This is a genomic window from Aurantimonas sp. E1-2-R+4 (assembly GCF_036549515.1).
GTDB lineage: Bacteria > Pseudomonadota > Alphaproteobacteria > Rhizobiales > Rhizobiaceae > Aurantimonas > Aurantimonas coralicida_A.
In genome coordinates this window covers 36,369-62,545 of sequence record NZ_JAZHLK010000002.1, presented here as the reverse complement: position 1 = coordinate 62,545, position 26,177 = coordinate 36,369, and the positions used below count along the sequence as shown (strand labels likewise).

Here is a 26,177-nt window from a genome sequence, read left to right as displayed (position 1 = left end):
GGTCAGGAGACAATCAGGAGGAACAGAAAGGCGAGGATCGAGCCGCCGGTGGCCAAGGCATAGTAATGGTGGGACATGCCTGTCTGGAGGCGCCGGGCATCGCGGCCGCTTTGCCCGACGATCAGGGCGGTGCCCTCGGCGAGACCGTCGATCAGCCATTCGCCCGTGCGGTCGCTCGCCGAGGCGAGCCAGTGGACGGCGCTGGCGCTGGTGATGACACCGCGGTCCAGAACGCGATCGTCCTTCCTGCTACCAAGCCGCGCGGCGCGAGCGCCACTACTGGCGATTAGACGAACGCCGGCATCGATCACCCGGTCGTCCACCGCCGCGGCTGCCACTGCCAAGCGTGTTACGGGTCGGGTGACGGTCCGCTCGATCAGGTCCGGCAGACCGAGCCAGTCCGCCGTCTCCGCGGATCGTCCCTCAAGCCCAATCTCCGGAAATCGACGGACCAGAAACACACCGACGAGGAGCCCAGCCGCGACGGCCGCAGTCGACAGGGTAAAGGTCGCGAGGCTTGCCTCAAGGAGCTGGATTTCGAGCACGCGGCCGATTGCTTCGCGCACCGACGGCACCCAGACGAGAGACGTCGCCAACGTCAGCAGGGCGAGCGTCACGACGGCGCCGGTTTCGACCCGGCTAGGCTTGGCTTCGGGAGAATCCTGCTCCTCGCGTTCGACGAGCCCGAACGCCGAAAGTTGAAACCGGGTCGCGTAGGCCGCACTGAGCCCGCCTGCCAGGATCACGCCCGCCGCGATCCAGACACTGCCATGTTCCGCAGCCGTGACGATGGCTTCCTTGGTCCAGGCCCCGCCAAGCGGGGGGATGCCGGCCAGAGAGAGGGCGCCGATGGCGGTCATGACCCCGATGAGGGGCAGTGCCCGGGCAAATCCCATGAGATGCTGGCCATAGCTTCCCGCGCGTTCCCCCGCGATGCCAGCGGCCAGGAACAAGACCGCCTTGAAGGCGGCGTGAGCGACGAGATGCAGGAAGGCGATGCCGGGATATCCGGACCCGACCGCGACGAACATCAAGCCATAGTGAGCCGAGGTCGACGCGGCGAGTAGCTTCTTGGCGTGGTTTTGGAGGGTGGCGACGACTCCGCCCAACAGGGCCGTCGCCAGCCCGATCGCCACAATCATTTCAGGGATGCCCGGAACCGTCGCCAGGAATGGTTCAAGGCGGATGATGATATAGGCGCCCGCCGCGACCATGGTCGCTGCGTGGAGAAGCGCGGAGACGGAGGTCGGTCCCGCCATGGCGCGGAACAGCCAGGGCGAAAACGGAATCTGGCCGGACTTCGAAGCCGCCGACAGCAGGAGACCGAACGCGACGACGGCGGCGAGCGGGCCTGAGACGTTGCTCAGACCGTCGTAGGAGAACGAGCCCGTCGCGGCGTAGGCCGCCATCGCCGCCGCGAACAATCCGAGATCGCCAAAACGCGTCATCAGGAAGGCGTAGAGGCCGGACGCGGCATTGTCGGCATGACGCCAATCATGGGCAATAAGAAGATAGGAGCAGGCACCGACCAGCTCCCAGCCAATCAGAAGAGTCAGCAGATCGTCGGCGATCACCAGAAGCTCCATGCCGGCAACGAACAAGAGCAGGATCGCGACGAGCCGCCCGAGACCGGTCTCGTCTTCGTGGAAGGCGGCATAGGCCAGGATCGGCAGCGCGATCACGGGCACAAGCATCGCCATGGCGCCGGCGATTGGTGTCAGCACCGCGGTCAGGCGGAGGGGTCCCGACCAGACGATCGTTCCGGTCCAACCGCCCGCGGCGGCCAGCAACGCCAGAAGAAGAGTGAGCCCGAGACCGACCATCGCAACGACCATCAGCAGGCGACGGCTGGGGGCACCGGCGAGCTGGGATGTCAGCGGCACGGCGGCCGCGGCGACAATGGGCAGGAGGGCGACCAGGAACAGCATCAGTGCTTCATCGTCCCCAGGCTTTCGGTCGTGTCGGCCTGTCGTTTTCGATAGACGGCGGTGACGAGCGCGAAGCCAACGGCCATGTCGACGGCCATCACGGCCATGACGATGATCGCCAGAAGTTGCCCCTCCGGTGCTCCGCCGAGGCTGAACGACCAGAAGCCGATCACCGCGAGGAGGCCACCATTGAGCATCAGTTCCAGTCCCATCATCAGCATGACAAAGGACTGTTGGGACAGAGCGCCATATAGGCCGATGCCGATCAGGGCGCTGGCGACGATCAGGACGCTCACGAGACTCACGAGGGTGCCTTCGTTTTCGAGGTCATCGATCGGTCCCCGGCCGACCAATCACTGCGCAGCGACGGCCGCCGCCCGCTTTCGCCGCCATCGGCGTCGTGACCGTCAGCCTCCGGATGTCCCTCCGCGTGTTCCGCGTCCTCATGTCCATCATGGGAACCGTGCATGTGATGATGGCCGTGACCGCTTGCCTTTTCGACCCGACGGCCGGCCGGCTCGCCGCCCACCTCTAGCCCTGGGGGGCGGGAGCCCTCGTCCGAGCGACCGAAACGCCCGGTTCGCGCCGACAGAACGACGGCGCCCACCATTGCGGCGAGAAGTGTGACGCCCGCTGTCTCGAAGATGAGCATCGACGGGCCGAGCATCTCCAGGCCAAGGTCGCGGATGACCTGCCGGCCCGGATCGACAGGGTCGGTCGGGAAATCCGTCGCGAGGATGGCTGCGCTCAGCCCCACAAAGGCGACGACGCCGGCGCCGATCGCAAAGCGGTTCTGGTGAACCATCATCATGGGATTGAGTCCGGCCGGGTTCATCATGAACATCACCATGAAGAGGGCCATCACCATCATCTCCACCGCCATCATGAAGATGGTCGCGATGCCGATATAGGGTGCCGCCAGCATCAGGATGATCAGGCCAACGGCCGTGAAGGACAACAGCAGAAGAAACGAGGCGCGCACCATGGAATCGGTCGCGAACACGCGCCAGCCGGAGACGATCGCGACCGCGGAGAGCGCCAGGAAGGCAAGATCGATCAGCCCCATAGCAGCAGCTCCACACCGACGGCGACGAGCATGAGAAACGACAGCGGCAACAGCGCCAGCCAGATCAGGTTCATCATCCGGTCCGGCGGTAGCCGGGCGAAGAGTTCGCCGGCGCCGACGAGGACGACGAGGACGAGACCTGTCTTCAGGACCAGCCATACGAAGCCGGGCAGGATAGGGCCGAGATACCCGCCGAGGAAGACCGTCGCCGCCATCGCGGAAACCGAGACGAGCATGGCGAGCCGCGCCAGCCACCATGTCAAACGGGTCGTCCCGGAGATCTCGGCCGTCGTTCCACCGGCCAGATCGTAGGGATCGGCATAGTCGAAGGGGCCGCGAAGACTGAGCGAAAGACCGAGCATCAGAAAAAGGACGAACCCGGCGGGCTGGCGCACGATGTTCCAGACACTCCGTTGCGCTTCGACGATTTCCGTGACGGCGAGAGACTGGGCCGGAAGCGCGGCCGCGATCAGCACGAACATGGACAGGAGCATGGCCGGAAGCCCGATCGCGACGTAGCGATAGGCGCCGATCAGGGGAAGCGGCGAGTTGGCCGACCAGCCGTGCAGGAACACCGCGACGACCGTCAGCGACTCGCACGTGCCCCACAGGACGATGCCGGCATCGAGATCCGCGGCGACGACGCCCGGCGCGAATGGCACGACGCTCAGACCGATGGCGGCCAGCGTGAAATACAGGATGGGAGCGAGAATCCAGTTGACCTTGTCGGGATGTTCCGTCCCACCGGTCTGCGCCATTGCCCAAGACGACGCCGCCGTAATCGGGTTAACGAAGCTTGCTTTCAAGGAGCGGCCGGCGACGAGGGCAGGGACTGTCCGGTCGAGCACGGCGGCCAGGGCGATCCCGCCCAGAAGAACCAGAGGAAGAACGAGGGTCGCGAGCACTTGAGTCATGCGCCCGGCGCTCTGTGAGCGTGTGCGCCATGCGGGTTTCCAGCCCCATGCCCCTCATGATTCATCCGGTTTTCGTCCTTCCGGTCCTGATCGTCCGCCTCGGCTTCGACAGACGCCAGGGAGATCAGCGTTTCGGTATCGAAGCTGTTGGCGATGAGAATGGCCTCGCTCCACTCACGCCCGCGCAGCAGATCGACGAGACGAGCAGATTTGAGGGGAGAGGTTGTCGCGGAATCATCGAACGTCCCGGGCTGGCTTTCGTCCAGCGCGGCCAGCCATCGCTCGACCCGCATCCGTACGTCGGCACCCTCGACTACGCCGATACCGGGAGGGATCGCGGCAAGCGCACCGGACCAGCGAAGCAGTTGTCGGATTCTGTTCAGCTCTATGGCTTTGCCGACGCTCAAGGATCGAGCGGCCTCGAGACAGCGGATTGCGTGTGCCTCGAGGCCGAGGACCGGCAGGAAATGCGCAAGAGCCCGTAAGGCATGGACCGTCCCGTCGGCGGGTTTCGCCTGGGGAAAGGGCGGTCGCAAAAGCTTTGCGGTCTGAATGACGTCGCCCTGCAATGTCACCGACAGCTTCAGGCCCGGCGGGAGCATCGGCAGGAACGGGCCGAACGGCGCGGTATAGGCGTCGAGCGCCAATCCGTCGCGCAGATCATCGTCGGTCATCGCCATCGGCCGGCCATAAGGGGTTCCGCCCATCATCCCTTCGCCGCCCTGGCCGTAATCTCCCTTGCCGCGCCAGGGATTGGGCGGCTCGTCTGGCAGGATGTCCGGTTCGCTATCCCGTGTCCCGTCGATCAGCGCGCGGTGGATCGCCTCGAGAGCCGCGACGGGGTCGTCCTCGTCCGAAGTCGCCGGTTCAGCGAAGTCCGGCCCGGGATTCGACTTCCACCAGAGCGTCGCGCGAGGATGTAGCATCTGATCATGCAGGCGGCGGAGATCGTCCTGATCGGCCTCCCGTACCGGCCCCGCGACAAGCAGAATTCGGGCATGGCAGACGCTGTTTGTTCGAGTGATCCGGCTGTCGAGAAAAAGGTCGTCAGCCGCGGCGCGCATCCCGGCGCCGACAGCCGCGAAAACAGGGACGGGTGCCGCGCCCGCGAGGCGGCGAAGCAAGGCTATTGCCACCGGAAGATGCCCTCCCGCCACCCATAGACGATCCCGACGGAGAGGATGGCGAGGAACATCCCCATTTCTATCATCGCCTTGCCGCCCTCTTCGACGAAGACGACGGCCCAAGGATACATGAACATCATCTCCATCTCGAAGGCGACGAAGAGCAGCGTCATTGGGTAGTAGCGGACATGGTAGCGCTGCCAGGCATGGGTGTCCGGCGTCCCGCCGCCAAGAAACGGCGTCTTCTGGGGTTCGGTCAGGGAGGCGGCAAAACCGGAGGGCGCGAACCGGACCACAGCGGCGATCGATGCCGCGAAAAATGCAATGACAAGGGCGCCAGCCAAGCCTTCCAAAGCCATGTCCTTTTCGTGTCGGTCGCCTCTCTTGACCTGTGCAGTTCTCGGCGATCGTCAACCCGATCAGCAAAACCTTTCAGTCAGATCCAAGTCCTTGATCAGCGTTCCTCGTCGAGATGAACGGAGGGGCTTTCCACCGCGCTCGACTGTTCGGCGAGGGGAAACACGCCGATCGTCAGCGCCGCCAAGGCGGCCATGAGCACGACCCCAATGATGAATGCTTTCATGGTCCGCGCTCTCCCGGAGCGGCCTCGGCGGAGGAGGGCTCCTGCGTCCCGACCTCGCCCGTCATCTGGCAATACCAGATGCTGTGATGCTCCTTGGCCCAGTTGCGGTCCACCCATCCTGACCACATCGCCGCGAACGCCCCCTCCATCCCGATCGTGCCGATATAGATATGCCCGAAGATGAGCCCGATCATCAAAAGAGCGATGATCGCGTGCGAAAGCTGCGCCGTCTGCATCCCGCCATATCCGAACAGCAGAAACGGATACATGAGCAGGAGGCCCGACGCGAGCAGCGTGAAGCCGCCGAGGGTCACGCCCCAGAAGACGATCTTCTGACCGGCGTTGAACTTGCGGGCCGGTGGGTTCTTGCCGTCATCGCGAAGCATGCCGCCGCCGCGCTTGAGCCACTCCCAGTCTAGCCGTGTCGGAATGTTATGGAACAGCCAAAACACCACCATCATCGTCACGCCGATGACGAAAGGAACCGCGGATGCCATGTGGAGCCAGGCGCTGCCCCAGGCGAGATCGCCCAAGGCTGATTCGCCGATCAGCGGCAGCAACAGCGGCTTGCCATAGAGGATTACGAGACCGGTCAGCGCCATGACAACGAAGGCGGATGATGTCATCCAGTGATTGGCGCGCTCGGTCGCCGAGAAACGCTTGATCGTCGTGCCGGCTTTTCCTTCGGCTATCCTAACCCGGCCCCGAACGAAGAGAAACAGGCCGAGCGCGGCAAGTACGCCGAAGATGACCCAACTGCCGCCGTACCTCACCTGATCGTTGTGCAGGCTGCGCCAGGTGCGCCCGCCGGGCTGCTCGAAGGAGGCGGCGTTCTCGTAGGGCAGGGAGGATATGCCCTGGATGCGTCGCGCCTCGGGCAGGATAGGCGCTTCCTTTTCTCCGATCGTCAGCCATGAGGAGGTCAGTTGCCGAGGTGCGGCCACGCCGTCGCGGAACACGAGATTGGCGCGTCCTCCACCGTCCGTGTCCACACTCACGCCGCGGGTCTGGCCAGCTTCAACGCGGTCCCCGAGCAGATTGGATCGCCCGATCAGGGCCTCGGCGGCAACAACGGGGCTTGCCTCGCCCCCGCCAGACGCCCCCGCCACCGACACCTCGGGCTGCACGAGATTTTCGCTCATGAAGCTGAGAACGACCACCACACCGAGGAGGAGGCCGGCGAGCAGCGCAACGAGACCGCCCGCTATCCGTGCTGCTGACATGTCCTGTTCTCCTTTTCGCGATCAGGCCGCATCGCTGGCGTGGTAGGCGGTCGTCCAGCCCCACGCTCCCGAGCCATAGCCACGGTGTTCGGTCCGCTCCCGGTAGATGTCGGAGATGACGTCGCCGTCGCCGGCGAGCAGAGCGCGGGTCGAGCAGACCTCGGCGCAAAGCGGCAGCTTGCCTTCGGCGATCCGGTTGCGACCGTATTTTTCGAACTCGGCCTGGGAGCCAGTCTCCTCGGGACCGCCGGCGCAATAGGTGCATTTGTCCATCTTGCCGCGGGAGCCGAAATTGGTGTCGCGCGGATATTGCGGCGCTCCGAACGGGCAGGCGTAGTAGCAGTAGCCGCAGCCGATGCAGGTGTCCTTGTCGTGCAGGACGATGCCGATGTCGTTCTGATAGAGCGTGGAGACCGGACAGACCGCGATGCAGGGCGCGTCGGTGCAGTGCATGCAGGAGATCGCGATCGACTTCTCGCCGGGATTGCCGTCATTGATCGTGACGACCCGTCGGCGCACCATTCCCCACGGCACCTCGTTCTCGTTCTTGCACGCGGTCGCGCAGGCATTGCATTCGATGCAGCGGTCCGAGTCACACAGAAATTTCATCCGAGCCATCTGCTACTCCTCAAGCGGGTTCGAGCCGGCACAGCGACGCCTTCGATTCCTGCATGAAGGTCACGACGTCGTAGCCGTAGGTCATGGCGGTATTTGCGGCTTCGCCGGTGACATAGGGAACCGTCCCGGACGGATAGCGGTCGGTAATGCTCTCTCCCATCCACATGCCCGCGAAATGGAAGGGCAGAAAGACCGTGCCCTCGTCCACTCGGTTGGTGACCAGCGCGGCGACCCGGATGCGGGCGCCTTCGGGCGTCGCGACCCAGACCTGGCCGCCGTCCGAGACGCCGACCCGCGCCGCGTCCGCCTGATTGATCTCGGCGAACATGTCCTGCTGGAATTCGGCAAGCCACTTGTTCGCCCGCGTTTCGTCGCCGCCGCCCTCGAATTCCACGAGGCGCCCGCTCGTCAGCACCAGCGGGAACTCCCGGCTGTAGTCGTTTTTCTGGATCGACCAATAGGCCGTCGGCAGCCGAAAATCGGTGCGGTCCTCGTAGGTCCTGTATTTCGGGATGAGGTCGCGGCGCGGCGTATACAGCGGCTCCCGGTGGACGGGAATCGCGTCGGGGAAATTCCACACGATCGCCCGCGCCTTGCCGTTGCCGAAGGGAGCCAGGCCATTGGCGATCGCCACCCGCTGAAGCCCGCCGGACAGATCGGTCTTCCAGTTGATGCGCAGGATCTTGTCGCGCAGCGGCTCCGTCTTCGAAAGATCCTGCTTGTCATTTGCGCCGGCCTGCTTCTTCGAGCCCGTGTCGCCCTTCTCTTTTTTCTTATGAGCGAGATAGGCGGCAATCGCCTGCTGAGCCTTGTCGGACATATCGGGAAACTGCTGGCGCACAGCCCGCGCTTCGGCCGCGGGGTCCACGTCCGATTGTTTCGGCTCTTCCATCTGGCTCAGCATTTGCCGGGCATCGGCGTCGCTCGTCTCCAGAAGCGAAGGATGGTAGTCGCCCATTGCTGTGGCGACGATGACGAGCTGCTCGCGCGGCGTGAGCTGGCCGAGGTAGCCTAGCTGCTCCAGGACAGCCACGGTCATTTCAGGATAGCCGTCTTGGATCGGCGACCCCTTAGGATAGCTGTCCTCGGCGAGAAGGTTCTGGCCGTCGTGCTCGACGCCCCACCGCGCCCGGAACGGCAGCCCGCCCTCCGCAATGGTCTTCGATTGGTCATAGAGGATGGGCGTGCCCGGATGCTTCATTTCCGGCGTGCCCCAGCACGGCCACGGAAGGCCGTAATATTCGCCCTTCACCGGCCCGCTCATGCCCATCAGCGTCGTGGGATGGAAAAGATGCTGGTATTGCATATGCAGTTTCAACCGCTCCGGGCTCTGCCCGCTATAGCCGACAGACCACATGCCGCGGTTGATTTCGCGAAGGATGTCTTCCGCCACTGGCACGCCGTCCTCGACGCCGATGTGCTTCAGCAACTGCTCGGCGAAGCCGAGCTTTTCCGCGAACAGCCGTGCGATCTCATAGTCGGTCTTCGCTTCGAACATTGGCTCAACGACCTTCTCGCGCCACTGCAGCGAGCGGTTCGAGTTGGTGACCGAACCGGCGCATTCCATCGTCGTGGCGGCGGGCAGAAGATAGACGCCGTCGGTCCGCTCACCCATTACCGCCGAGGCGGTTGGCACTGGATCGACGATCACCAGAAGATCGAGCTTCTCCAGGCCTTTTTTCAGATCGGGCCCGCGGGTCTGGGAGTTCGGCGCGTGACCCCAAAAGATCATGGCACTAAGGGGGTGCGGCTGCTCGATGTTGTCGGCTGGCTCGAGCACGCCGTCAAACCAGCGCGAGACGGGCATGCCCTTCTGTTCCATCAGCTCCTTGGAAGCGAAGCGGTCCCGCAGCCATTCGTAGTCGAGGTCCCAGACCCGGGTCCAATGTTTCCATGCGTCCTCGCTGAGGCCGTAATAGCCGGGCAGATCGTCGCAGGCGACGCCGAGGTCGGTTGCGCCCTGGACGTTGTCGTGCCCGCGAAAAATGTTCGCGCCCCCGCCGGGCTTGCCGATATTGCCGAGAGCCAACTGGAAGATCGAGGCAGCGCGCGTCTTGCTGCTGCCGATCGTCGACTGGGTCAGCCCCATGCACCAGACCAGGGTTCCCGGACGGTTCTGCGCGACGATCTCCGCCACGCGCCTGATCTGATCCTCCGGAATTCCGGTGATGTTGGTCACGACATCGAGGGGATAGTTCGCCACCTCCTTGCGAATGTCGTCGAAGCCAAAAACCCTCTGTTGAATATACTCGGAGTCCTCCCATCCTTGCTCCAGGATGTAGTTCAGCACTCCCCACAGAAACGCGACATCGGTTCCCGGGCGGATGCGCACATACTCGTCGGCATGCGCGGCAGTCCGGGTGAAGCGGGGGTCGACGACGATGAATTTGGCGCCGTTCTCCTTGGCCCGCAGCAGGTGCTGCATGGAGACCGGATGCGCCTCCGCAGGGTTGCCGCCGAGAAGGAAGATCGATTTTGAATTGTGGATGTCGTTGAAGGTGTTGGTCATGGCGCCGTAGCCGTAGGTATTGGCGACGCCGGCGACCGTGGTCGAGTGACAGATACGGGCCTGATGATCGGTGTTGTTCGAGCCCCATAGGGCGGCGAACTTGCGGTGCAGATAGGCCATCTCATTGGAAAACTTGGCTGACCCGAGCCAGTAGACCGAATCCGGTCCCTTCATCTCCCGAATTTCGAGCAATCGGTCGCCGATCTCGTCGATCGCCTGTTCCCAACTGACCCGGACCCACTTGCCGTTTTCCAGCTTGGTCGGATATTTCAGCCTCCGCTCGCCGATCGCGAGTTCGCGAGTGGCGGCGCCTTTCGCACAGTGCGTACCGAGGTTGATGGGGCTTTCGAAGGCCGGTTCCTGTCCGATCCAGACGCCGTTCTGGACCTCCGCCCAGATGGAGCAGCCTACCGAGCAAAACGGACAAATGGTTTTCTTGACCTGCGTATCCGCGGGGCCGCGGGCGACTTTTTCAGTTTGCGCACGGACCATGCCGCTTCCCATCGCGCTGGCTCCGGCAAGGCCCGCGACGGCCAGCCCCGAATTGCGCAGAAAGCTGCGGCGGGAAACCGTTCCGGCGTCGGACCGGAGCGGGAAATGGCGGAGGACATTCGGGGTGGGCGTTTTTTTCCGTAGCAAGGCAACGATCCCTGTCTTGATGTCTCAGAAGCGGGAAAGCTCGTAGAAGCGACGGATATGGGCGTTCTCCCGATATCCTTCTTCGCCCCCGTCGCTAAGGGTCTCCTCCGCACCCGCGTCGGCGCCGACAACGAGCGCGCCCACTACCAAGCCGCTCCCGGAAACTCCGCGCAAAAAGGCGCGGCGGCTTCGCGACACGGTCGCGGCGCCGCGCTTACGATTGTCCGGAAGATTGTCCATCGTAACCTCCACTATGACCCACTCGGTCCGTGCGGAGATACCGCTCCGGATTCGCATGTCTAGATTAGCGTTATGTAATGTCCGCGCTTTACGCCGACATGCCGCGATTTGTGCGATGTTTGCGGTCAATTCGCGGGCCGGTCGGCGATGCAAAGGCGCCTGAAACGGTGGGGCACCGGGGTAGGGAAGCCAATGTTGGTCGGCAGCTACGCCAATCCAAGTCACTGAAATGAATGGTGGGCGCGACAGGGATTGAACCTGTGACCCCCTCGGTGTGAACGAGGTGCTCTCCCGCTGAGCTACGCGCCCTGCCTGGGCGACCGTGGCCGCCGGGAAGGTGCGGCGATATAGAGCCGTCGGGTCGTGCTCGTCAACATCCCGGAGGGGGACGGCGCCAGGATTCAGCTTACGTGAGTCGGCGAGCCGATCAGACGGCCGGCGAGCGCTGCGTCCAGGTGCGCGTAATCGTCGAGAATGAAGCTTGCCCGGGCGCGGGCCTTCGCGTCCGGCGCGTAGCCGAAATCCACAAGGATCGACGGGATGCCAGCGGCAGCGGCTGCGTCGATATCGGTCGACGTGTCGCCGATCATGATCGACGTGTCGCAGCGTCCGCCGGCCCGTTCGATCGTTCCGGTCAGGTGCGAGGGGTCGGGCTTACGCCGGGGAAAAGTATCGGACCCGCAAATCGCCGCGAAACGGTCGGCGAGGGCGATTTCGGACAAGAGCAACTGCGCGAGGCGCTCGTATTTGTTGGTACAGATGGCGAGCCTGAAGCCGGCTTCCACCAGCCGGTCCATCGCTGCGACGGCGCCGGGAAACGGTGCCGAGGTGACGGCGATGTTCGCCTCGTAATGCACCAGGAACCGGGCGGTCTGCTCCTTCAGTTCCTCATCAGAAAGAGGACGACCGTCGCGTCGATAGGCTTCGTGCAGCATGATGCGGGCGCCGTGTCCGGCATAGGGTCGGACCATGTCGAGGGGCATCGCCGGCATCCGGGCGGCCGCAAGGCAGTGGTTGAGGCTCGCGGCGAGATCCGGCGCGGTATCGACCAGCGTTCCGTCGAGATCGAAGACAGCGACTTTCGCCATGAATGAATGACTCCTCATGCCCTTCCGGTCGCAACGTTTCCATCGTCGGCCACGCGGACCCTTCGCCTGACGCGCTCCGGCGGTCAACTGGCTGCGCGGGGTCCGGTTGATCGACAGCCGAGTCGATAAAGGCTAGAGGAGCCACCTGATCAAGGAGGAACCCAGGGCTGATGACGGAACCGGCGAAACTGAAGGCCATGGCGGGCGAGGCGGCTCTCGGCTATGTCGAGGATGGCATGCGGCTGGGTATCGGCACGGGATCGACGGCCGAGGCCTTCGTTCGGGTTCTTGCCGATCGCGTGCATGCCGGACTTGACGTGATCGGCGTCACGACATCGGACCGCACGGAAGCGCTCTGCCGTGAACTCGGTGTGCCGACCGCAACTTTGGAGACCGTGCCGCAACTCGATCTGACCATCGACGGCGCCGATGAAGTCGACGGCCGGTTGCGGCTCATCAAGGGCGGCGGCGGGGCACTGTTGCGCGAGAAGATCGTTGCGGCCGCCTCCGATCGGATGCTGGTGATCGCCGACGCTTCCAAGAAAGTCGAAACCCTTGGCGCCTTTCCGCTGCCGATCGAAATCAACGGCTTCGGAATGATGGCAACCTATCTCGCCATCCAGAAGGCCGCGGCCAGCCTCGGGCTCGAGGGCGACATGATCCTTCGGAGACGCGGCGCGGATCCCTTCATCACGGACAGCGGGCATTTGATTCTCGACGCATCTTTTGGCCGCATTCCCGATCCAGAAGCGCTCTCACAGGCGCTGCACCAGGTTCCTGGTGTCGTCGAGCACGGCCTCTTCATCGGTTTGGCGAGCGAGGCGATCCTTGCGTCCGAACGCGGGATCGAGACCCTGACCGCGTAAGCCGTCTCGCCATGCGGCCGGCGGCCGCCCTTGCCAGAACGGGCTGAAATCCAATACTCAAGCGCCAGACGCGGCAGCCGGATCGGCGCGCGAGAGAAATCGAACGGAGACATAGGTTTCATGATCTTCAGCGAATTGATGCGCCGGACCCACCTGATGGTCGCGGCTGTGATCTTGATGCTGCCGGCAACGGCGCTTGCACAGGACATCTCGGACTCGCACCTCGCCGCCGCCCGCGCAACGCTTGAGGCCATTGCCGCGACGGACCAGTTCGACAATATCCTTCTCAACGCCGCGACGCAGATCAAGTCTGAATTGATCGGCAATAATCCCGACCGCCAAACCGAGATATCCGACATGGTGGACGAAAGGGCACTGGCGCTCGCGCCGCGGCGCGGCGATCTCGAGAACGAGGTCGCGCGCGTCTATGCCAAGCTGTTCACCGAGGAGGAATTGCAGCAGATCGCTCAGTTCTACAACTCGGAAGCCGGCAAGAAGCTGTTGGCGCAAGGGCCTGCGGCGACACGCGAAATGGTCGGCGCCGCCGAGGTCTGGAGCAATGGCATCGTGCGGGATCTGCGCGAGAGCGCGATCGAGGGCATACGCCAGATCGCCCCGACGGCGAATGCGGCTCCGGCCGCAGCGGGTGCGGATGCTGCGACCCCGGCCCAGTAATAGAGAGCCGCGCCCTTCGAGGGCTTCACGAAAACGGCAACGGGCCGATGATGCGAAAAGGGTGGTCATTTGGCCGCCCTTTTTGCTAACGGCAATGCAGGACCGGCGCCGCGGCCGACCGAATCTTTTCTCGCGCCGGCTGGTGACGCTCGATCCGGCGATGGTTGCAACAGACGGAATTCACGCGTGACCCAGACATCATATGACTACGACCTCTTCGTCATTGGCGGTGGCTCGGGCGGCGTTCGCGCCGCGCGCCTTGCCGCCCAGATGGGACATCGGGTGGCCGTCGCCGAATATGACGATCTCGGTGGAACCTGCGTCAATCGCGGCTGCGTGCCAAAGAAGCTGATGGTCTATGCTGGCGAATACGCCGAACATTTCGAAGACGCCGCCGGCTATGGCTGGACGATTGGCGAGACTTCTTTCGACTGGAACGTGCTGAAGCGGAACCGCGATGCCGAGGTTCGCCGCCTCAATGGCATCTACCAGGCCAACCTGGAAAAGGCCGGCGTTGAAATTCTCCGCGACACTGCGGTGTTCGACGATGCCCACACGATTCGCCTGGTCAATGCGGATCGTACGGTCACCGCCGACAAGGTGTTGATCGCCGTCGGCGGTTACCCCAATCCGCATGATGCGCTGGAGGGGCACGAACTCTGCATCACTTCGGATGCGGCCTTCGATCTTGCCGAATTGCCGAAGAAGATCATCATTGCCGGCGGCGGCTATATCGCCATCGAGTTCGCCTGCATTTTTAACGCCCTCGGCGTTGAGGTCACGGTGCTCTACCGGGGGCTGGAAATTCTGCAGCACTTCGACATGGATGTGCGCCGCCTGTTGCACGCCGAGCTTGAAAACAAGGGCATCAAGATCATCACCAAGACGGTCTTCGAAAAGGTGGAGCGCAATGACGACGGCGGGCTTCGCGCCACCTTGTCGGATGGCGCCTGCTGGGAGGGCGACCAGATCATGCTAGCTCTCGGACGTCTACCGAGCACGGAGAAGCTCGGCCTCGACAAGGCGGGCGTGCAAATGGATAGAAAAGGCTGCGTCCTTGTCGATGAGCACCTGAAGACCAGCGCCGACAATGTCTATGCACTCGGCGACGTGATCGGCCGGGTTCCGTTGACGCCGGTGGCGATCCACGAGGCGATGTGCTTCATCGAGACCGTCTTCAAGGGCAATCCGACGAAGCCGGACTACGTCAACATCCCCACCGCCGTCTTTTCGCATCCGCAGATCGCGACGGTCGGCATGTCGGAAGACGAGGCCGAAAAGAACCTCGAGAATTTCGACGTCTACAAGACGATCTTCCGACCGATGCGGAACATCCTGGCCGGCCGGCCCGACCGGATGCTCATCAAGCTCCTCGTGAACGCGGACGACGACACCGTGGTCGGGGCCCATATTCTGGGGCCGGAGGCAGGCGAAACGGCGCAGTTGATCGGCATCGCCATCAAGGCATGTGTGAAGAAGGCCCAGTTCGACGCGACCATGGCCGTGCATCCGACTGCGGCCGAGGAACTGGTGACGATGTACGAGCCGACCTACCGGGTCCGCAAGGGCGAAAAGGTCGCCGCCTGATCCGCCGCGATGACCCGGTAGAGCCGTTTCAATGGACATCCACGACGATCATCCGGACCTTCCGCGCCTCGCAGCCGAGGGGCGTATCGTCGCCTATTTTGGCTATGGGTCATTGGTCAACCGGCGCACCTTGCGCACCAAGTTTCTCGGCATTCGCCGTGCCCGCGTCGAGGGCTGGCGGAGGTTCTGGCTACCGCGCGAGCCGAGCGCCGCGATGGCGCTGCTATCGGTCCATCCATCCGACATCCATGCGGTCGAAGGCGTGGTGGTCTACGATCTCGCCGACCATCTGCCGTCGGTGGACGAACGCGAAGCCGGCTACAGTCGCCGTATCGTCGATCTCGCTCGCCTTCAAATCGAGGCGCCGCCGGTCGCCGGCGTGCCGCTCTATATATACGAGGCGCATCGCGGCGCGGCCGATGCCAGTGATATGCAGGCGGCCATCCTGCAGAGCTATCTCGACGCGGTGATGCAAGGGTTCCATACGCTCTACGGTGCGGCCGGACTGCGGCGTTTCGTCAATGAGACACATGGCTTCGAGACAGCCGTTCTGCGCGATCGGGCCGAGCCGCGTTATCCGCGTGCGGTCAGTCTGGACCGGCATGAGGCGGATCTTTTTGACCGCCTCGTGGTCGATCGCGGCGCGCGCTTCGTCGATCCGGATTGAAGCCACCGCGAGACTGGCGCCGTGCAAAGGATGACAAAGCGGCGTAGAAATGTTTAAACGCCGCCGGCGTGTCGAGGCGAGCGAGCCTGACAGCCGCGATTTCGGATCACGACGAGACAAGAGACGACCGGGAGATGCCCGGTCAGGAGACATGGTTATGGCGAAGGACTGGACACCATCGAGCTGGCGCTCAATGCCCATCGAGCAGGTGCCGGACTATCCGGACCCGATGGCGCTGGCCGAAACCGAAAAGCGTCTGGCGAGCTTTCCGCCGCTGGTTTTTGCAGGTGAGGCCCGCAAGCTGACACGCGCCCTCGGTGAGGTTGCCGAAGGTCGGGCCTTCCTGCTGCAGGGCGGCGACTGCGCCGAGAGCTTCGCCGAACATGGCGCCGATAACATCCGCGATTTCTTCCGCGCCTTCCTGCAGATGGCGGTGGTGCTGACGTTTGCCGCGTCGCAGCCGGTGGTCAAGATCGGACGCATCGGCGGCCAGTTCGCCAAGCCGCGCTCTTCCGGCAGCGAGACCAAGGACGGCAAGACGCTTCCCTCCTATCGCGGCGACATCATCAACGGCATCGAGTTCGACGAGGCCTCGCGCATACCGAACCCGGAGCGGCAGGTGATGGCCTACCGCCAGTCGGCCGCGACGATGAACCTGCTCAGAGCCTTTGCGCAGGGTGGCTATGCCAACCTCGACAATGTCCACCAGTGGATGCTCGGCTTCGTTGCCGGCAGCCCCGAGGCGGAGCGTTATCGCCAGCTCGCGGACCGGATCTCCGAGACGATGAACTTCATGCGGGCGATCGGCATCGACGCGGAGAACCATCCCTCGCTGCGCGAGACCGATTTCTTCACCAGCCATGAAGCGCTGCTGCTTGGCTATGAAGAGGCGTTCACGCGCGTCGATTCGACCTCCGGCGACTGGTACGCGACGTCCGGCCACATGATCTGGATCGGCGACCGCACCCGCCAGGAAGATCATGCGCATGTCGAATATTGCCGCGGGATCAAGAACCCCGTCGGCCTGAAATGCGGCCCCTCGATGGAAGCCGATGGATTGCTGCGGCTGATCGACAAGCTGAATCCGGAGAACAAGGCAGGCCGGCTGACGCTGATCACGCGTTTCGGTCATGAGAAGGTCGAGGCGCATCTGCCGAAGCTGATCCGCGCTGTCGAAAAAGAGGGACGCAAGGTGGTCTGGTCATGCGATCCGATGCACGGCAACACCATCACGCTCAACCATTACAAGACGCGGCCGTTCGACCGGATTCTCGCCGAGGTGCAAGGGTTCTTCGACGTCCACCGGGCCGAGGGAACCCATGCCGGCGGCATCCATATCGAGATGACCGGCAAGGACGTGACCGAATGCACCGGCGGCGCGCGGCCGGTTTTGGCCGAGGATCTGTCGGAGCGCTACCACACCCATTGCGATCCGCGACTGAATGCCAATCAGGCGCTGGAACTCGCCTTCTTGGTCGCCGAGCTTCTCAAGAAGGATCAGGCCGCTAACGCGCCAAAGCAGGCGGCGAATTTCTAACGCACAGCCGGAGACTGGGGCTCAGGGGTTGGTGATGCCGACGGATGAGACCATTCGCACCGGACGCTGTCTCTGTGGCGGCGTCCGGTTCGAGACCCGGGGACCGGTCAGACCGGTCATCTTCTGCCATTGCGATCAATGCCGCCGGCAATCCGGTCTGCATTATGCCGCGACGAGCGTCGCCGACGACCATCTGTCGGTCACCGGCGAGACGCTCGCCTGGTACCGGTCGTCGCCGGACGCGCGGCGCGGCTTTTGTTCTACCTGCGGCACGCTGCTGTTCTGGAAGCACGACGGCCTCGACCAGACATCGATCCTGGCCGGAGCATTCGACCAGCCGAGTGGCCTCGTCCCGTCGCATCATATCTACACGGCCAGCAAGGCCGACTTCTACGACATCGGCGACGGGCTCGAGCAGTTTCCCGAACGCGATGGCCGAACGGTGGTCGGCTCCAAGAGTAGGTGAGGGAACCGCAAACGGTAAACGCTGCGTCGGCTTCGAAGTGGCTGACGTTGCCGTCGAACCGGCGTTAGCTTCGAGGTGAATCAACGGAGTTTGCGTGATGTCGTCTTTTCCCAGCCTGTTCATTTCCCATGGATCGCCTGATATCGCGATTGCCGAGACCGAGGCGACGCGGTTTCTGCGCACCCTGGCCGCGGACCTGCCGCGCCCCAGAGCGATCGTCGTCGCCAGTGCCCATTTCGAAGCGGAAAACAAGGTCCTCGTGTCAGGCGACGAACGGCCGGAGACGATTTACGATTTCGGCGGTTTCGATCGGCGCCTCTATGAGATGCGCTATGCGGCCCCGGGCGATCCGGCGCTCGCCAGTCGCATCGTAAAGGCACTCACGGATGATGGCTTCGTGGCGGAGGCCGCGACCGGACGCGGCTTCGATCACGGCACCTGGGTGCCGCTGATCCTCGCTTATCCGGATGCGGATATCCCCGTCGTGCAAGTCTCGGTCGATCCGACGCACGGACCCGCGCATCACCTCGCGCTCGGAGCGGCGCTGGAGCCGCTTCGTGATGAGGACATTCTGATCATCGGGTCGGGCTCGTTCACCCACAATCTGCGCGAGGCGTTCGCGCGCATGCAGCAAAGCGAGCGGCAGGCCGAAACGCCGGCCTGGGTTGCCGATTTCGCCGACTGGATGAGCGAGCGCGTCGTCGCAGGCGACCGCGAGGCCCTTACCGATTATCGGGCGAGGGCACCTTTTGCGGTTGAGAATCATCCGACCGACGAACATCTGATGCCGCTATACGTGGCGATCGGTGCGGGTGGAGCGGATGCGACCGCCAGGAAGCTGCATGGCAGCCGCGATTTCGGCGTGCTCTCCATGGAGGCCTTTGCCTTCGCCTGAGGAGACTACGGCAAAGCGGAAGGGAATGGGGGCAATCGCCTGTCCGATGGACCAGAGTGTTTTCGATCTCGATACCCGCACCGGACTGCCGGCGGATTTGCGCGACTTGCTGGATCGCTATCCACGCGAGATATGGACGGGGCATCAAAATCTCGGCGCAACGGCGCGCTTCTGGCTGCAGCGGCACGACATGTTCCGCGAGCTTGGCGCCGCTCTTCAAGGGGCGTTGTCCCAGCAGCGCGAGGGCACGGTCGCGATGGGCCCCTTTCGGCAGTGGTTCGCGCCGCGGCTGCAGTTCTTCCTCACCCAGCTGGAAGACCACCACGGGATCGAGGATCAGCATTATTTTCCGGTGTTTCAGCGCGCGGAACACAAGCTCGCTCACGGATTCGAATTGCTCGAGGCCGATCACGATGTGATTCACCAGGACCTTCTGGCCACGGCCGAGACGGCCAATCGTTTCCTGGCGATTGAGATCGGCCCCGGCGGGCCCCGTGACGACGCGCGCAGGGCCTCAGACGCTTATGCCGATGCCAGCGAGCGGTTGTTGAACCGCCTGGTGCGGCATCTCGCCGACGAGGAGGATCTGATCATTCCTCTGATTCTCGACCGTGGAGAGGCCGCGATCGGGATTTGAGCGGACGGAAAGCGTCGAACCAAGCTGCGGTGATCGAACCCGATTATCGCAGGTCGGGATCGGTGGGACGACGCTTCGAGCCGGGCGCCAATCGCTCACCGCGCCGGTTCCGCGCGCGTCGCATGAAAACCGGACCCCACTGGCGCCATGCGAACCAGCCGGCAAGCGCCACCGCGATGACGATCAGCACGATTCCGACGCCACGTTCCATTACTTGGAGATGTGCGAAGACAGAGCCGATCGAATAGCCGAAGACGTAGCCGACCGTCGTGAAGATGCCGGCCCAGAGCGCCGCGCCGAACAGGTTGAGCAGGACGAAGCGCGTGATCGAGATCCGCGACAGGCCGAGGGCGATGAGACCTGGCATTCGTAAGCCGTAGATATACCGATTCACGATGACGAAATAGGCCTGGTAGCGCTCGACCAATTCGAGCGCCTTGGCGAATTTCCGCCGGCTGCGCCACCGCGCCACCCAACGGTGATTCGATGAAAAACGAGCGAACAAGAAGACCGAGAGATCGCCGACGAAAGAACCGGCGAAGGCCAGCGCGATCATCATCTCGAACGGATAGGATCCGCGATAGGCCAGAAAGCCGCCGATGATCGCGAAGACCTCGCCCTCCAAGAAGGTTCCGGCCAGGACGATGATCGGTCCGAACTGTCCGATGAGGCTCAGGATTTCGTACACAGCGGCTCCGCGCGTCAGGAGTGCGACGGCCTAGGCGCGATCGACCATCCCGTCGCAGTTCGACGTGGCGCGCTTGTCGCAGAGTTTTACGGCGCAAGAAAGTGGCTTTCGGGGGAAGGCGGCATTCTCAATCCCCAGCTTCGCTCCTACGCCTCCGCCGCTTCACGAAAAATCCGCCCAAATGCCCCGCCGTCAGTACCAGCGCGATACCCGCCAGCACAAAACCTTGGTGCCGCGCGAACAGGCGCCGCAGAACCGTTTCGGCCGCGAGGCCGAAAGTCCATCCCAACGAGACGAATAGCCCGGTCCAAACTGCCGCCGACAGGGCATTGAGCATACAGAACAAGGGCAACCCGATGGACGATGCCGCTCAAGTCGGCGGGCTCCCGAGAGTGCTGTTCGAAACGCTGCTGCCTGCGCCTTCCAACCGGGCCAGCCGGTCGGTGATGCGAACCAGCGTCTCGGCGATCTGCTTCAGCTCGGCATCGCGTATCGCGTCGAATTTTTCATGCAGTGCGAGAATTTTGATCTCCGCCTTGAGGTTCACTTCGTAATCGTGGCTCGCATCCAGCCGGTCGCGCGCAGCCGCCCGGTTCTGCGACATCATGATGATCGGCGCCTGAATGGCAGCGAGCATGGACAGGATCAGGTTGAGGAAGATGAACGGATAGGGGTCGAAGGATTGGCGCGTCAGAAGCACTGTGTTGACGATGACCCACAGCACCAGGAAACCCAGGAAGCTGAGGATAAAGCTCCAGGAACCTCCTATTTCGGCGATGCGGTCGGACAGCCGCTCGCCGACAGTCGACTGCGCCTTGAAATGGGCGTTGACATCGCGGGCGATGGTCGTGCCCTGTCTCGCGCTTTCCAGAATCCGCCGTTCGATGGGCAGCAACAGGTCGGCTGACCGGCCGAACCATCGCGTGGCCGCATTGCGGTGATTGCTGATCGGCATGGCTCTCCTCCTTGGCGAGTTTGGGACGAACGGGCTCGCGCCCTCCGACGCGGCTTGTTATGAGGCCGGTTGACGGTTTCGGATATGCCATTCGTCCGTTTGCATGATTTCGCAAGGGAGCCGGGCAAGGCCGTGAAAGCTATCGACGACCATTTGAAGCTGGCCATCGCCCAGTTGAACCCCACCGTTGGCGATGTGGCGGGCAATCTCGCGATGGCCCGCAATGCCAGGGCCGCGGCGGCGGCCGAGGGCGCCGACCTGATCCTTTTCACAGAGCTCTTCATTGCCGGCTATCCGCCCGAGGATCTCGTACTCAAGCCGGCTTTCATCGAAGCCTGTTTGGAAGCAGTCGAGGCTCTGGCGAGAGATACGGCGGATGGCGGCCCCGGCGTGGTGATCGGGTGTCCGCTGCGCACCGGGGAGGGGCTGTTCAACGCCGTGGCCGTCCTCGATCAAGGTCGCGTCGTCACATGGCGCTCCAAGGTGGATCTGCCGAACTATGGCGAATTTGACGAAAAGCGGGTGTTTCAGGCTGGCGAGATGCCGGGCCCGGTGAATTTTCGTGGCCTCAGACTCGGCATTCCGGTCTGCGAGGACATCTGGGGCGATCTCGGCGTCGGCGAGACGCTGGCCGAATCGGGCGCCGAGATCCTGTTGGTGCCGAATGGTTCGCCGTTTTATCGCGGCAAGATGGATGTGCGGCACCAGGTGGCGCTGCGCCAGGTGATCGAGACCGACCTTCCGCTGGTCTATGCCAACCAGGTCGGCGGACAGGACGATCTCGTCTTCGACGGCGGTTCCTTCGCCTTCAATGGCGACCGGAGCCTGGCCTTCCAGCTGCCACGGCTGGAATCCGGCGTTTACCTCACCGAATGGCAGAGAGGAGCCACGGGTTGGGCTTGCCAGAACGGCGAGACGGCTGCGATGCCGGATGCGGACGAGGCGGTATGGCGCGCCTGTGTCTTGGGATTGCGCGACTATGTCGACAAGAACGGCTTCAAATCCGTCGTTCTGGGTCTGTCCGGCGGTATCGATTCGGCGATCGTCGCGGCGCTCGCCGTCGATGCGCTGGGCGCGGAGCGCGTCCACTGTGTCATGCTGCCCTATCGCTACACGGCCGAGACCAGCCTGGAGGATGCGGCGGCCTGTGCCGAGGCGCTCGGCGTGCGCTACGACATCGTGCCGATCGCCGATCCCGTCGAGGGATTCACCAGCGCATTGGCCGAGATGTTCGCCGGCCGGCCAGCCGACATCACCGAGGAAAATCTGCAAAGCCGGACGCGCGGAACCATCCTGATGGCGATCTCCAACAAGTTCGGCTCGATGGTCGTCACAACCGGCAACAAGAGCGAGATGAGCGTCGGCTACGCCACGCTCTACGGCGACATGAATGGCGGCTTCAATCCGATCAAGGATCTCTACAAGACCGAGGTGTTTCGCCTGGCGCGCTGGCGCAACGCGAACCGGCCGAAAGAATGCCTGGGGCCGGACGGCATCGTGATTCCCGAGCGAATTATCGACAAGCCGCCGTCGGCGGAGCTGCGCGAGGATCAGAAGGACGAGGATTCGCTGCCGCCCTACGAGGTCCTCGATGCGATCCTTCAGCATCTCGTCGAGCATGATGGCGGCGTCGACGAGCTGGTCGAGCGCGGCTTCGACCGGGACACCGTGCGGCATATCGAGCGGCTTCTCTACATCGCCGAGTACAAGCGCCGGCAATCGGCGCCGGGGGTGAAGGTGACGCGCAAGAATTTCGGTCGCGACCGGCGCTATCCGATCACCAATCGCTTCCGGGATGGTGCGTGAGATGTTCGAAATCCCGCCGCTCGATACCGTCGCAATCGCCACGCTTGCCGTCGGAGCGCTGTTCCTGCTGCGCTATTTCCTGGCGATGCGGCGGATATGGAAAGTGACTGGGCACCGGCCGAGCTTCCAGTTCGGCGATTATTTTCGGGCGATGAAGCGCCATGCGTTCGGGGCGGAGTTGGAACCCGAGCGGCGCTACGCCGCGCGGCAGCTCATTTTCGGCGTCGTCTTCATCGCGGCCGGGTTGCTGCTCTTCGGCTGGCTGCTGGCCACCGGCTCGCCCGTCGGCTTGGCTGCCTGATCGATGTTGGGAACCGAGCAGTCTAACGACCGCCAGGACGACGAGATTTCCTTCGAACACGGGCGGGTCGACGTCGACAAGCTTCACAGGTTTCTGTCAGAAACCTGCTGGGCGGAAGGTCGCACGCTCGCGACCGTCCAAGTGTCGCTGACTCATTCGCTGGTGGTCAGTGCCCATCGCGATGGCGAGATGATCGGGTTCGCGCGCGCCTCCAGTGACTGCGCGGTGTTCGCCCATATCATGGACGTTGTGGTCTGGCCCGAGCACCGAGGGCGGGAACTTGGGCGGCGACTCGTCGCCGCGCTGCTGGCTCATCCCGAGCTTGCGACGGTGACCCATTGGTATCTGAGGACCCGCGACGCGCATGGCCTTTATGCCGGGCTGGGGTTCGAGGCGGTGGACGACGGCTACAACATGCGCTTGGTAAAATAGCAGCCCGTCTTCGCCGTTTGTGCCAGCTGCGTGCGATGATAAGGCAGACGATCAACATTTGCGGCAGGGGCCGCACCGGCCATGCCGTTCGGACCATCCATGACCTTCCTCTCCTTCATCGGCCGCAATGGGCGCTGGCTCGGCGGCGGTTTCCTGCTCTGCTTCTTTTCGTCCTTCGGCCAGACATTCTTCATCGCGCTGTCGAATGGCGAGATCCGCCGCGAGTTTGACCTCACCAATGGCGAATTCGGCCTGATCTACATGATGGCGACGCTCGGCAGCGCGGCGACGCTGCCGTTTCTCGGCCGCCTCCTCGACAGGTTTCGGACCTGGCATGTGGCGGCGGGCACGATCACCGGTCTCGCCGTGGCCACTCTGGTGCTGTCGTGGTCGACCTCGGTGCCGCTTCTGCTCCTTTCGATCTACCTGTTGCGCCTGTTCGGACAGGGGATGATGAGCCAGACGGCCTTCACCGCCACCGGCCGGTGGTTCGTGGCCAATCGCGGCCGGGCGATATCGCTCGTCACCCCCGGCTTCCAGGCCGGCGAAGCGCTGTTGCCGCTTCTCTTCGTGATGAGCGCGGGAGTGCTCGGCTGGAGGGGCGCATGGGTGGCAAGCGCGATCGTCTTGCTGCTCGTGGCGCTGCCGGCCATCACGCTGCTGACCAATCGTGAGCGCGATCCGCTGTCGCTGGAGCCGGCCGGCGCGCCGCAATCGGATGTGCCCGACTGGACCGTCGCACAGGTTCTCCGGAGCCCGACCTTCTATCTTCTCGCGATGGGCGTCGTGGCGCCGTCCTTCATCGGCACGACGTTGTTCTTCCACCAGGTCTATCTGACCGAATTGCGCGGCTGGCCGCTGGAGCTGTTCGCCTCCGGCTTTGCGGTGATGTCGGCGACGACGGTGGTGTTCGCGCTCGTCTGCGGCTGGCTGATCGACCGCTTCTCTGCCGTGCGGCTGCTGCCGTTCTTCTTGATCCCGATGACCTTCGCCACCTTGGTCGCCGCCAATTTTACCGCCGAGGCCTCGATCTTCGTCTTCATGATGTTTCTCGGCATCTCCAACGGTTTCGCGGCGACGCTCTTCGGCGCCTTGTGGCCCGAGATCTATGGCGTGCGCCATCTCGGCGCGGTTCGCTCGCTGGTCCTCGCGGTCATGGTGTTCGGAAGCGCCCTCGGGCCGGGGCTGAGCGGCATCCTGATGGATCTCGGCGTTCCTTATCCACTCCTGATCAATCTCATGGCGGTCTTTTGTGCGGCGATCACGCTGGTTCTGACCGGCGTCTCTCGCCGGCTCCGCCGATTGCCAGAGACGTCCGGGTTCAGTAGGGCAGAGCGATGACCGTCATCGTTCGTTTCGCCCCGTCGCCCACCGGGCACCTCCATATCGGCAATCTGCGCACCGCGCTGTTCAACTGGCTGTTCGCCGAGAAGAATAGCGGACGTTTCGTCCTGCGCTTTGACGACACTGATGCAGAGCGGTCGCGCCGGGAATTCGCCGACATGATCGAGACCGATCTCGCCTGGATCGGGATCGCGCCGCATGCGGTCATCCGTCAGTCGGAACGGCTCGACCATTATGCCGCCGCGGCCGCGCGGCTGAAGCAGGCCGGGCTTCTCTATCCCTGCTACGAGACCCCGGACGAGTTGGACCGCAAGCGCAAACGCCTGGCGGCGCGCAATCTGCCGCCGGTCTACGGCCGCGAGGCGTTGCGACTGTCGAACGCGGAGAAGCAGGTCTTCGAGGCGGAGGGGCGTCGTCCGCACTGGCGGTTCCTGCTTCCGAACTTCGCCTCCGATCCGCACGCGCCGCAGCGCACCGACATCCACTGGGACGACCTCATTCGCGGCCCGCAGACGGTCGATCTCGGCTCGTTGTCCGACCCCGTCCTGATGCGCGGGGACGGCAGCTATCTCTACACGCTTCCCTCGATCGTCGACGACGGCGAAACGGGTGTCACCCATGTCATTCGCGGCGACGATCACGTCACCAACACTGGCGTCCAGATCGCCATCTTCCGTGCACTCGGCCTCGATGCGCCGGTCTTCGGTCACCACAATCTGTTGACCGCGATCGGCGGTGAGGGGCTATCGAAACGCACCGGCGCCCTGTCGCTCAAGTCGTTGCGCGAATCCGGCTGCGAGCCGATGGCCGTCGCCTCGCTGGCGGTTCTGGTCGGTCTGTCCGGTTCGATCGAGCCGATGTCGGATCTCGCCGCCTTGGCCGAACGTTTGCGCTTCGAGGATGTCTCGCCATCCGCCTCGAAATTCGATCCCGGCGAACTCGACCGGCTGAATGGCGAGATCGTCCATGCGCTGCCTTACGCGGGGGTCGCCGAACGGCTCGCGGCCATGGGCGTGCCGGACGAGCGGGGCGAAATGTTCTGGCAGGCCGTGCGCGGCAATTGCGCGAAGCTGGCCGATGCCGCCGAATGGGCGCGCATTGTTTTCGGCGATTTGGCGGACAAGCCGGACCTGTCCGGCGACGACCAAGCCTTTGTCGAAGCCGCACGGGAGCTTTTGCCGGAAGGCGCCTTCGGTCCCGAGACCTGGCGCGCATGGACGGGCCGGGTGAAAGAAGCGACAGGACGCAAGGGCAAGCCGCTGTTCATGCCGTTGCGGCTGGCGCTGACCGGCCTGGACCATGGGCCTGAACTGGCCGCGCTGCTGCCACTTATCGGCAGGGAAAGAACCATCGCCCGCCTTTCCTGATCGGCCGTTCCCGAGTGCGTGG

Annotated in this window: 27 protein-coding genes and 1 tRNA gene; 13 read left to right on the top strand and 15 right to left on the bottom strand. The window is 63.7% G+C overall.

The genetic code is table 11. From position 1 onward, the window contains the following. Positions 1-2 precede the first annotated feature (2 nt). The 13 genes from VQ045_RS01695 to VQ045_RS01635 form a co-directional block, all read right to left on the bottom strand. Complete coding sequence (locus tag VQ045_RS01695) at positions 3-1,928, bottom strand: NADH-quinone oxidoreductase subunit 5 family protein (protein WP_331828950.1); 1,926 nt, start codon at positions 1,926-1,928, stop codon at positions 3-5. Next, positions 1,928-2,233 carry an NADH-quinone oxidoreductase subunit NuoK gene (gene nuoK, locus VQ045_RS01690; RefSeq protein ID WP_187389396.1) on the bottom strand — a complete coding sequence of 102 codons (306 nt, stop codon included), beginning with the start codon at positions 2,231-2,233 and terminating at the stop codon, positions 1,928-1,930. The genes VQ045_RS01695 and nuoK overlap by 1 nt, the downstream gene beginning before the upstream one ends. Next, a complete protein-coding gene (locus VQ045_RS01685; RefSeq protein WP_331828949.1) occupies positions 2,230-2,994 on the bottom strand; it encodes an NADH-quinone oxidoreductase subunit J family protein in 765 nt (254 codons plus the stop codon). The genes nuoK and VQ045_RS01685 overlap by 4 nt, the downstream gene beginning before the upstream one ends. Continuing rightward, on the bottom strand, positions 2,985-3,908 hold the full coding sequence (locus tag VQ045_RS01680; protein WP_331828948.1) for an NADH-quinone oxidoreductase subunit H: 924 nt from the start codon (positions 3,906-3,908) through the stop codon (positions 2,985-2,987). The genes VQ045_RS01685 and VQ045_RS01680 overlap by 10 nt, the downstream gene beginning before the upstream one ends. Then, positions 3,905-5,044, bottom strand: a complete 1,140-nt coding sequence (locus tag VQ045_RS01675) for a hypothetical protein (protein WP_331828947.1) — start codon at positions 5,042-5,044, stop codon at positions 3,905-3,907. The genes VQ045_RS01680 and VQ045_RS01675 overlap by 4 nt, the downstream gene beginning before the upstream one ends. Continuing rightward, the gene (locus VQ045_RS01670) at positions 5,035-5,391 is read right to left on the bottom strand and encodes an NADH-quinone oxidoreductase subunit A (RefSeq protein WP_327622867.1); all 357 of its coding nucleotides are present in this window, start codon (positions 5,389-5,391) and stop codon (positions 5,035-5,037) included. The genes VQ045_RS01675 and VQ045_RS01670 overlap by 10 nt, the downstream gene beginning before the upstream one ends. A gap of 95 nt (positions 5,392-5,486) precedes the next feature. Continuing rightward, positions 5,487-5,615 (bottom strand): hypothetical protein, encoded by a 129-nt coding sequence (locus tag VQ045_RS01665; RefSeq protein ID WP_327622866.1) that lies wholly within the window; start codon positions 5,613-5,615, stop codon positions 5,487-5,489. After that, the gene (locus tag VQ045_RS01660) at positions 5,612-6,838 is read right to left on the bottom strand and encodes a formate dehydrogenase subunit gamma (protein WP_331828946.1); all 1,227 of its coding nucleotides are present in this window, start codon (positions 6,836-6,838) and stop codon (positions 5,612-5,614) included. Before VQ045_RS01660 ends, VQ045_RS01665 begins: the two co-directional genes overlap by 4 nt. Positions 6,839-6,859: 21 nt before the next feature. Then, positions 6,860-7,456 carry a formate dehydrogenase FDH3 subunit beta gene (gene fdh3B, locus VQ045_RS01655; protein WP_327645742.1) on the bottom strand — a complete coding sequence of 199 codons (597 nt, stop codon included), beginning with the start codon at positions 7,454-7,456 and terminating at the stop codon, positions 6,860-6,862. Positions 7,457-7,466: 10 nt separating this feature from the next. After that, positions 7,467-10,604, bottom strand: a complete 3,138-nt coding sequence (locus VQ045_RS01650; RefSeq protein WP_442879817.1) for a formate dehydrogenase subunit alpha — start codon at positions 10,602-10,604, stop codon at positions 7,467-7,469. A 24-nt stretch (positions 10,605-10,628) separates the two neighbouring features. Beyond that, the gene (locus tag VQ045_RS01645) at positions 10,629-10,844 is read right to left on the bottom strand and encodes a hypothetical protein (protein ID WP_331828945.1); all 216 of its coding nucleotides are present in this window, start codon (positions 10,842-10,844) and stop codon (positions 10,629-10,631) included. A gap of 234 nt (positions 10,845-11,078) precedes the next feature. Then, positions 11,079-11,153, bottom strand: a tRNA-Val gene (locus VQ045_RS01640). Between the two features lie 92 nt (positions 11,154-11,245). Continuing rightward, positions 11,246-11,932, bottom strand: a complete 687-nt coding sequence (locus VQ045_RS01635) for an HAD-IA family hydrolase (protein ID WP_331828944.1) — start codon at positions 11,930-11,932, stop codon at positions 11,246-11,248. A gap of 170 nt (positions 11,933-12,102) precedes the next feature. On the opposite strand from VQ045_RS01635, the gene rpiA reads away from it, so the two are divergent. From rpiA to VQ045_RS01595, 8 genes are all read left to right on the top strand, one after another. Then, positions 12,103-12,798 (top strand): ribose-5-phosphate isomerase RpiA, encoded by a 696-nt coding sequence (rpiA, locus tag VQ045_RS01630; RefSeq protein ID WP_331828943.1) that lies wholly within the window; start codon positions 12,103-12,105, stop codon positions 12,796-12,798. 120 nt (positions 12,799-12,918) lie between these two features. Continuing rightward, complete coding sequence (locus VQ045_RS01625) at positions 12,919-13,473, top strand: DUF2059 domain-containing protein (protein WP_331828942.1); 555 nt, start codon at positions 12,919-12,921, stop codon at positions 13,471-13,473. A 186-nt stretch (positions 13,474-13,659) separates the two neighbouring features. Continuing rightward, positions 13,660-15,060 carry a glutathione-disulfide reductase gene (gene gor / locus VQ045_RS01620; RefSeq protein ID WP_327645731.1) on the top strand — a complete coding sequence of 467 codons (1,401 nt, stop codon included), beginning with the start codon at positions 13,660-13,662 and terminating at the stop codon, positions 15,058-15,060. Positions 15,061-15,091: 31 nt separating this feature from the next. Beyond that, complete coding sequence (locus tag VQ045_RS01615) at positions 15,092-15,727, top strand: gamma-glutamylcyclotransferase family protein (RefSeq protein ID WP_327645729.1); 636 nt, start codon at positions 15,092-15,094, stop codon at positions 15,725-15,727. Between the two features lie 151 nt (positions 15,728-15,878). Further along, positions 15,879-17,264: a class II 3-deoxy-7-phosphoheptulonate synthase gene (locus VQ045_RS01610; RefSeq protein WP_331828941.1), complete on the top strand. Its 1,386-nt coding sequence runs from the start codon at positions 15,879-15,881 to the stop codon at positions 17,262-17,264. Between the two features lie 34 nt (positions 17,265-17,298). Continuing rightward, a complete protein-coding gene (locus VQ045_RS01605) occupies positions 17,299-17,730 on the top strand; it encodes a GFA family protein (RefSeq protein ID WP_331828940.1) in 432 nt (143 codons plus the stop codon). A 97-nt stretch (positions 17,731-17,827) separates the two neighbouring features. Next, positions 17,828-18,625 (top strand): DODA-type extradiol aromatic ring-opening family dioxygenase, encoded by a 798-nt coding sequence (locus VQ045_RS01600; RefSeq protein WP_331828939.1) that lies wholly within the window; start codon positions 17,828-17,830, stop codon positions 18,623-18,625. A gap of 46 nt (positions 18,626-18,671) precedes the next feature. Continuing rightward, positions 18,672-19,262 (top strand): hemerythrin domain-containing protein, encoded by a 591-nt coding sequence (locus tag VQ045_RS01595; RefSeq protein WP_327622853.1) that lies wholly within the window; start codon positions 18,672-18,674, stop codon positions 19,260-19,262. A gap of 43 nt (positions 19,263-19,305) precedes the next feature. On the opposite strand, the gene VQ045_RS01590 is transcribed toward VQ045_RS01595, so the two are convergent. Together VQ045_RS01590 and VQ045_RS01585 are read right to left on the bottom strand one after the other, a co-directional pair. Continuing rightward, the gene (locus tag VQ045_RS01590) at positions 19,306-19,950 is read right to left on the bottom strand and encodes a DedA family protein (RefSeq protein WP_331828938.1); all 645 of its coding nucleotides are present in this window, start codon (positions 19,948-19,950) and stop codon (positions 19,306-19,308) included. 370 nt (positions 19,951-20,320) lie between these two features. After that, the gene (locus tag VQ045_RS01585) at positions 20,321-20,905 is read right to left on the bottom strand and encodes a DUF1003 domain-containing protein (RefSeq protein ID WP_331828937.1); all 585 of its coding nucleotides are present in this window, start codon (positions 20,903-20,905) and stop codon (positions 20,321-20,323) included. An 84-nt stretch (positions 20,906-20,989) separates the two neighbouring features. On the opposite strand from VQ045_RS01585, the gene VQ045_RS01580 reads away from it, so the two are divergent. The 5 genes from VQ045_RS01580 to gltX all read left to right on the top strand — a co-directional run bounded on the left by VQ045_RS01580 (position 20,990) and on the right by gltX (position 26,155). Continuing rightward, complete coding sequence (locus tag VQ045_RS01580; protein WP_331828936.1) at positions 20,990-22,711, top strand: NAD+ synthase; 1,722 nt, start codon at positions 20,990-20,992, stop codon at positions 22,709-22,711. A 1-nt stretch (position 22,712) separates the two neighbouring features. Further along, entirely contained in the window at positions 22,713-23,012 is a 300-nt protein-coding gene (locus VQ045_RS01575; protein WP_331828935.1) for a hypothetical protein, read from the top strand. 3 nt (positions 23,013-23,015) lie between these two features. Continuing rightward, entirely contained in the window at positions 23,016-23,444 is a 429-nt protein-coding gene (locus VQ045_RS01570; RefSeq protein ID WP_331828934.1) for a GNAT family N-acetyltransferase, read from the top strand. 99 nt (positions 23,445-23,543) lie between these two features. After that, positions 23,544-24,785: an MFS transporter gene (locus VQ045_RS01565; RefSeq protein ID WP_331828933.1), complete on the top strand. Its 1,242-nt coding sequence runs from the start codon at positions 23,544-23,546 to the stop codon at positions 24,783-24,785. Next, the gene (gene gltX / locus VQ045_RS01560) at positions 24,782-26,155 is read left to right on the top strand and encodes a glutamate--tRNA ligase (protein ID WP_331828932.1); all 1,374 of its coding nucleotides are present in this window, start codon (positions 24,782-24,784) and stop codon (positions 26,153-26,155) included. The genes VQ045_RS01565 and gltX overlap by 4 nt, the downstream gene beginning before the upstream one ends. Positions 26,156-26,177 lie beyond the last annotated feature (22 nt).

Excerpts from the sequence above, each read along its gene's own strand:
- VQ045_RS01680 (WP_331828948.1), bottom strand. The coding sequence starts at position 3,908 with ATGACTCAAGTGCTCGCGACCCTCGTTCTTCCTCTGGTTCTTCTGGGC.
- VQ045_RS01570 (WP_331828934.1), top strand. The coding sequence starts at position 23,016 with ATGTTGGGAACCGAGCAGTCTAACGACCGCCAGGACGACGAGATTTCC.
- VQ045_RS01685 (WP_331828949.1), bottom strand. The coding sequence starts at position 2,994 with ATGGGGCTGATCGATCTTGCCTTCCTGGCGCTCTCCGCGGTCGCGATC.
- VQ045_RS01695 (WP_331828950.1), bottom strand. The coding sequence starts at position 1,928 with ATGCTGTTCCTGGTCGCCCTCCTGCCCATTGTCGCCGCGGCCGCCGTG.
- VQ045_RS01610 (WP_331828941.1), top strand. The coding sequence starts at position 15,879 with ATGGTTATGGCGAAGGACTGGACACCATCGAGCTGGCGCTCAATGCCC.
- VQ045_RS01670 (WP_327622867.1), bottom strand. The coding sequence starts at position 5,391 with ATGGCTTTGGAAGGCTTGGCTGGCGCCCTTGTCATTGCATTTTTCGCG.
- VQ045_RS01615 (WP_327645729.1), top strand. The coding sequence starts at position 15,092 with ATGGACATCCACGACGATCATCCGGACCTTCCGCGCCTCGCAGCCGAG.
- VQ045_RS01565 (WP_331828933.1), top strand. The coding sequence starts at position 23,544 with ATGACCTTCCTCTCCTTCATCGGCCGCAATGGGCGCTGGCTCGGCGGC.
- gltX (WP_331828932.1), top strand. The coding sequence starts at position 24,782 with ATGACCGTCATCGTTCGTTTCGCCCCGTCGCCCACCGGGCACCTCCAT.
- VQ045_RS01645 (WP_331828945.1), bottom strand. The coding sequence starts at position 10,844 with ATGGACAATCTTCCGGACAATCGTAAGCGCGGCGCCGCGACCGTGTCG.
- VQ045_RS01605 (WP_331828940.1), top strand. The coding sequence starts at position 17,299 with ATGCCGACGGATGAGACCATTCGCACCGGACGCTGTCTCTGTGGCGGC.
- fdh3B (WP_327645742.1), bottom strand. The coding sequence starts at position 7,456 with ATGGCTCGGATGAAATTTCTGTGTGACTCGGACCGCTGCATCGAATGC.
- VQ045_RS01660 (WP_331828946.1), bottom strand. The coding sequence starts at position 6,838 with ATGTCAGCAGCACGGATAGCGGGCGGTCTCGTTGCGCTGCTCGCCGGC.
- VQ045_RS01665 (WP_327622866.1), bottom strand. The coding sequence starts at position 5,615 with ATGAAAGCATTCATCATTGGGGTCGTGCTCATGGCCGCCTTGGCGGCG.
- VQ045_RS01595 (WP_327622853.1), top strand. The coding sequence starts at position 18,672 with ATGGACCAGAGTGTTTTCGATCTCGATACCCGCACCGGACTGCCGGCG.
- VQ045_RS01575 (WP_331828935.1), top strand. The coding sequence starts at position 22,713 with ATGTTCGAAATCCCGCCGCTCGATACCGTCGCAATCGCCACGCTTGCC.
- VQ045_RS01635 (WP_331828944.1), bottom strand. The coding sequence starts at position 11,932 with ATGGCGAAAGTCGCTGTCTTCGATCTCGACGGAACGCTGGTCGATACC.
- VQ045_RS01585 (WP_331828937.1), bottom strand. The coding sequence starts at position 20,905 with ATGCCGATCAGCAATCACCGCAATGCGGCCACGCGATGGTTCGGCCGG.
- VQ045_RS01580 (WP_331828936.1), top strand. The coding sequence starts at position 20,990 with ATGCCATTCGTCCGTTTGCATGATTTCGCAAGGGAGCCGGGCAAGGCC.
- rpiA (WP_331828943.1), top strand. The coding sequence starts at position 12,103 with ATGACGGAACCGGCGAAACTGAAGGCCATGGCGGGCGAGGCGGCTCTC.
- VQ045_RS01625 (WP_331828942.1), top strand. The coding sequence starts at position 12,919 with ATGATCTTCAGCGAATTGATGCGCCGGACCCACCTGATGGTCGCGGCT.
- VQ045_RS01600 (WP_331828939.1), top strand. The coding sequence starts at position 17,828 with ATGTCGTCTTTTCCCAGCCTGTTCATTTCCCATGGATCGCCTGATATC.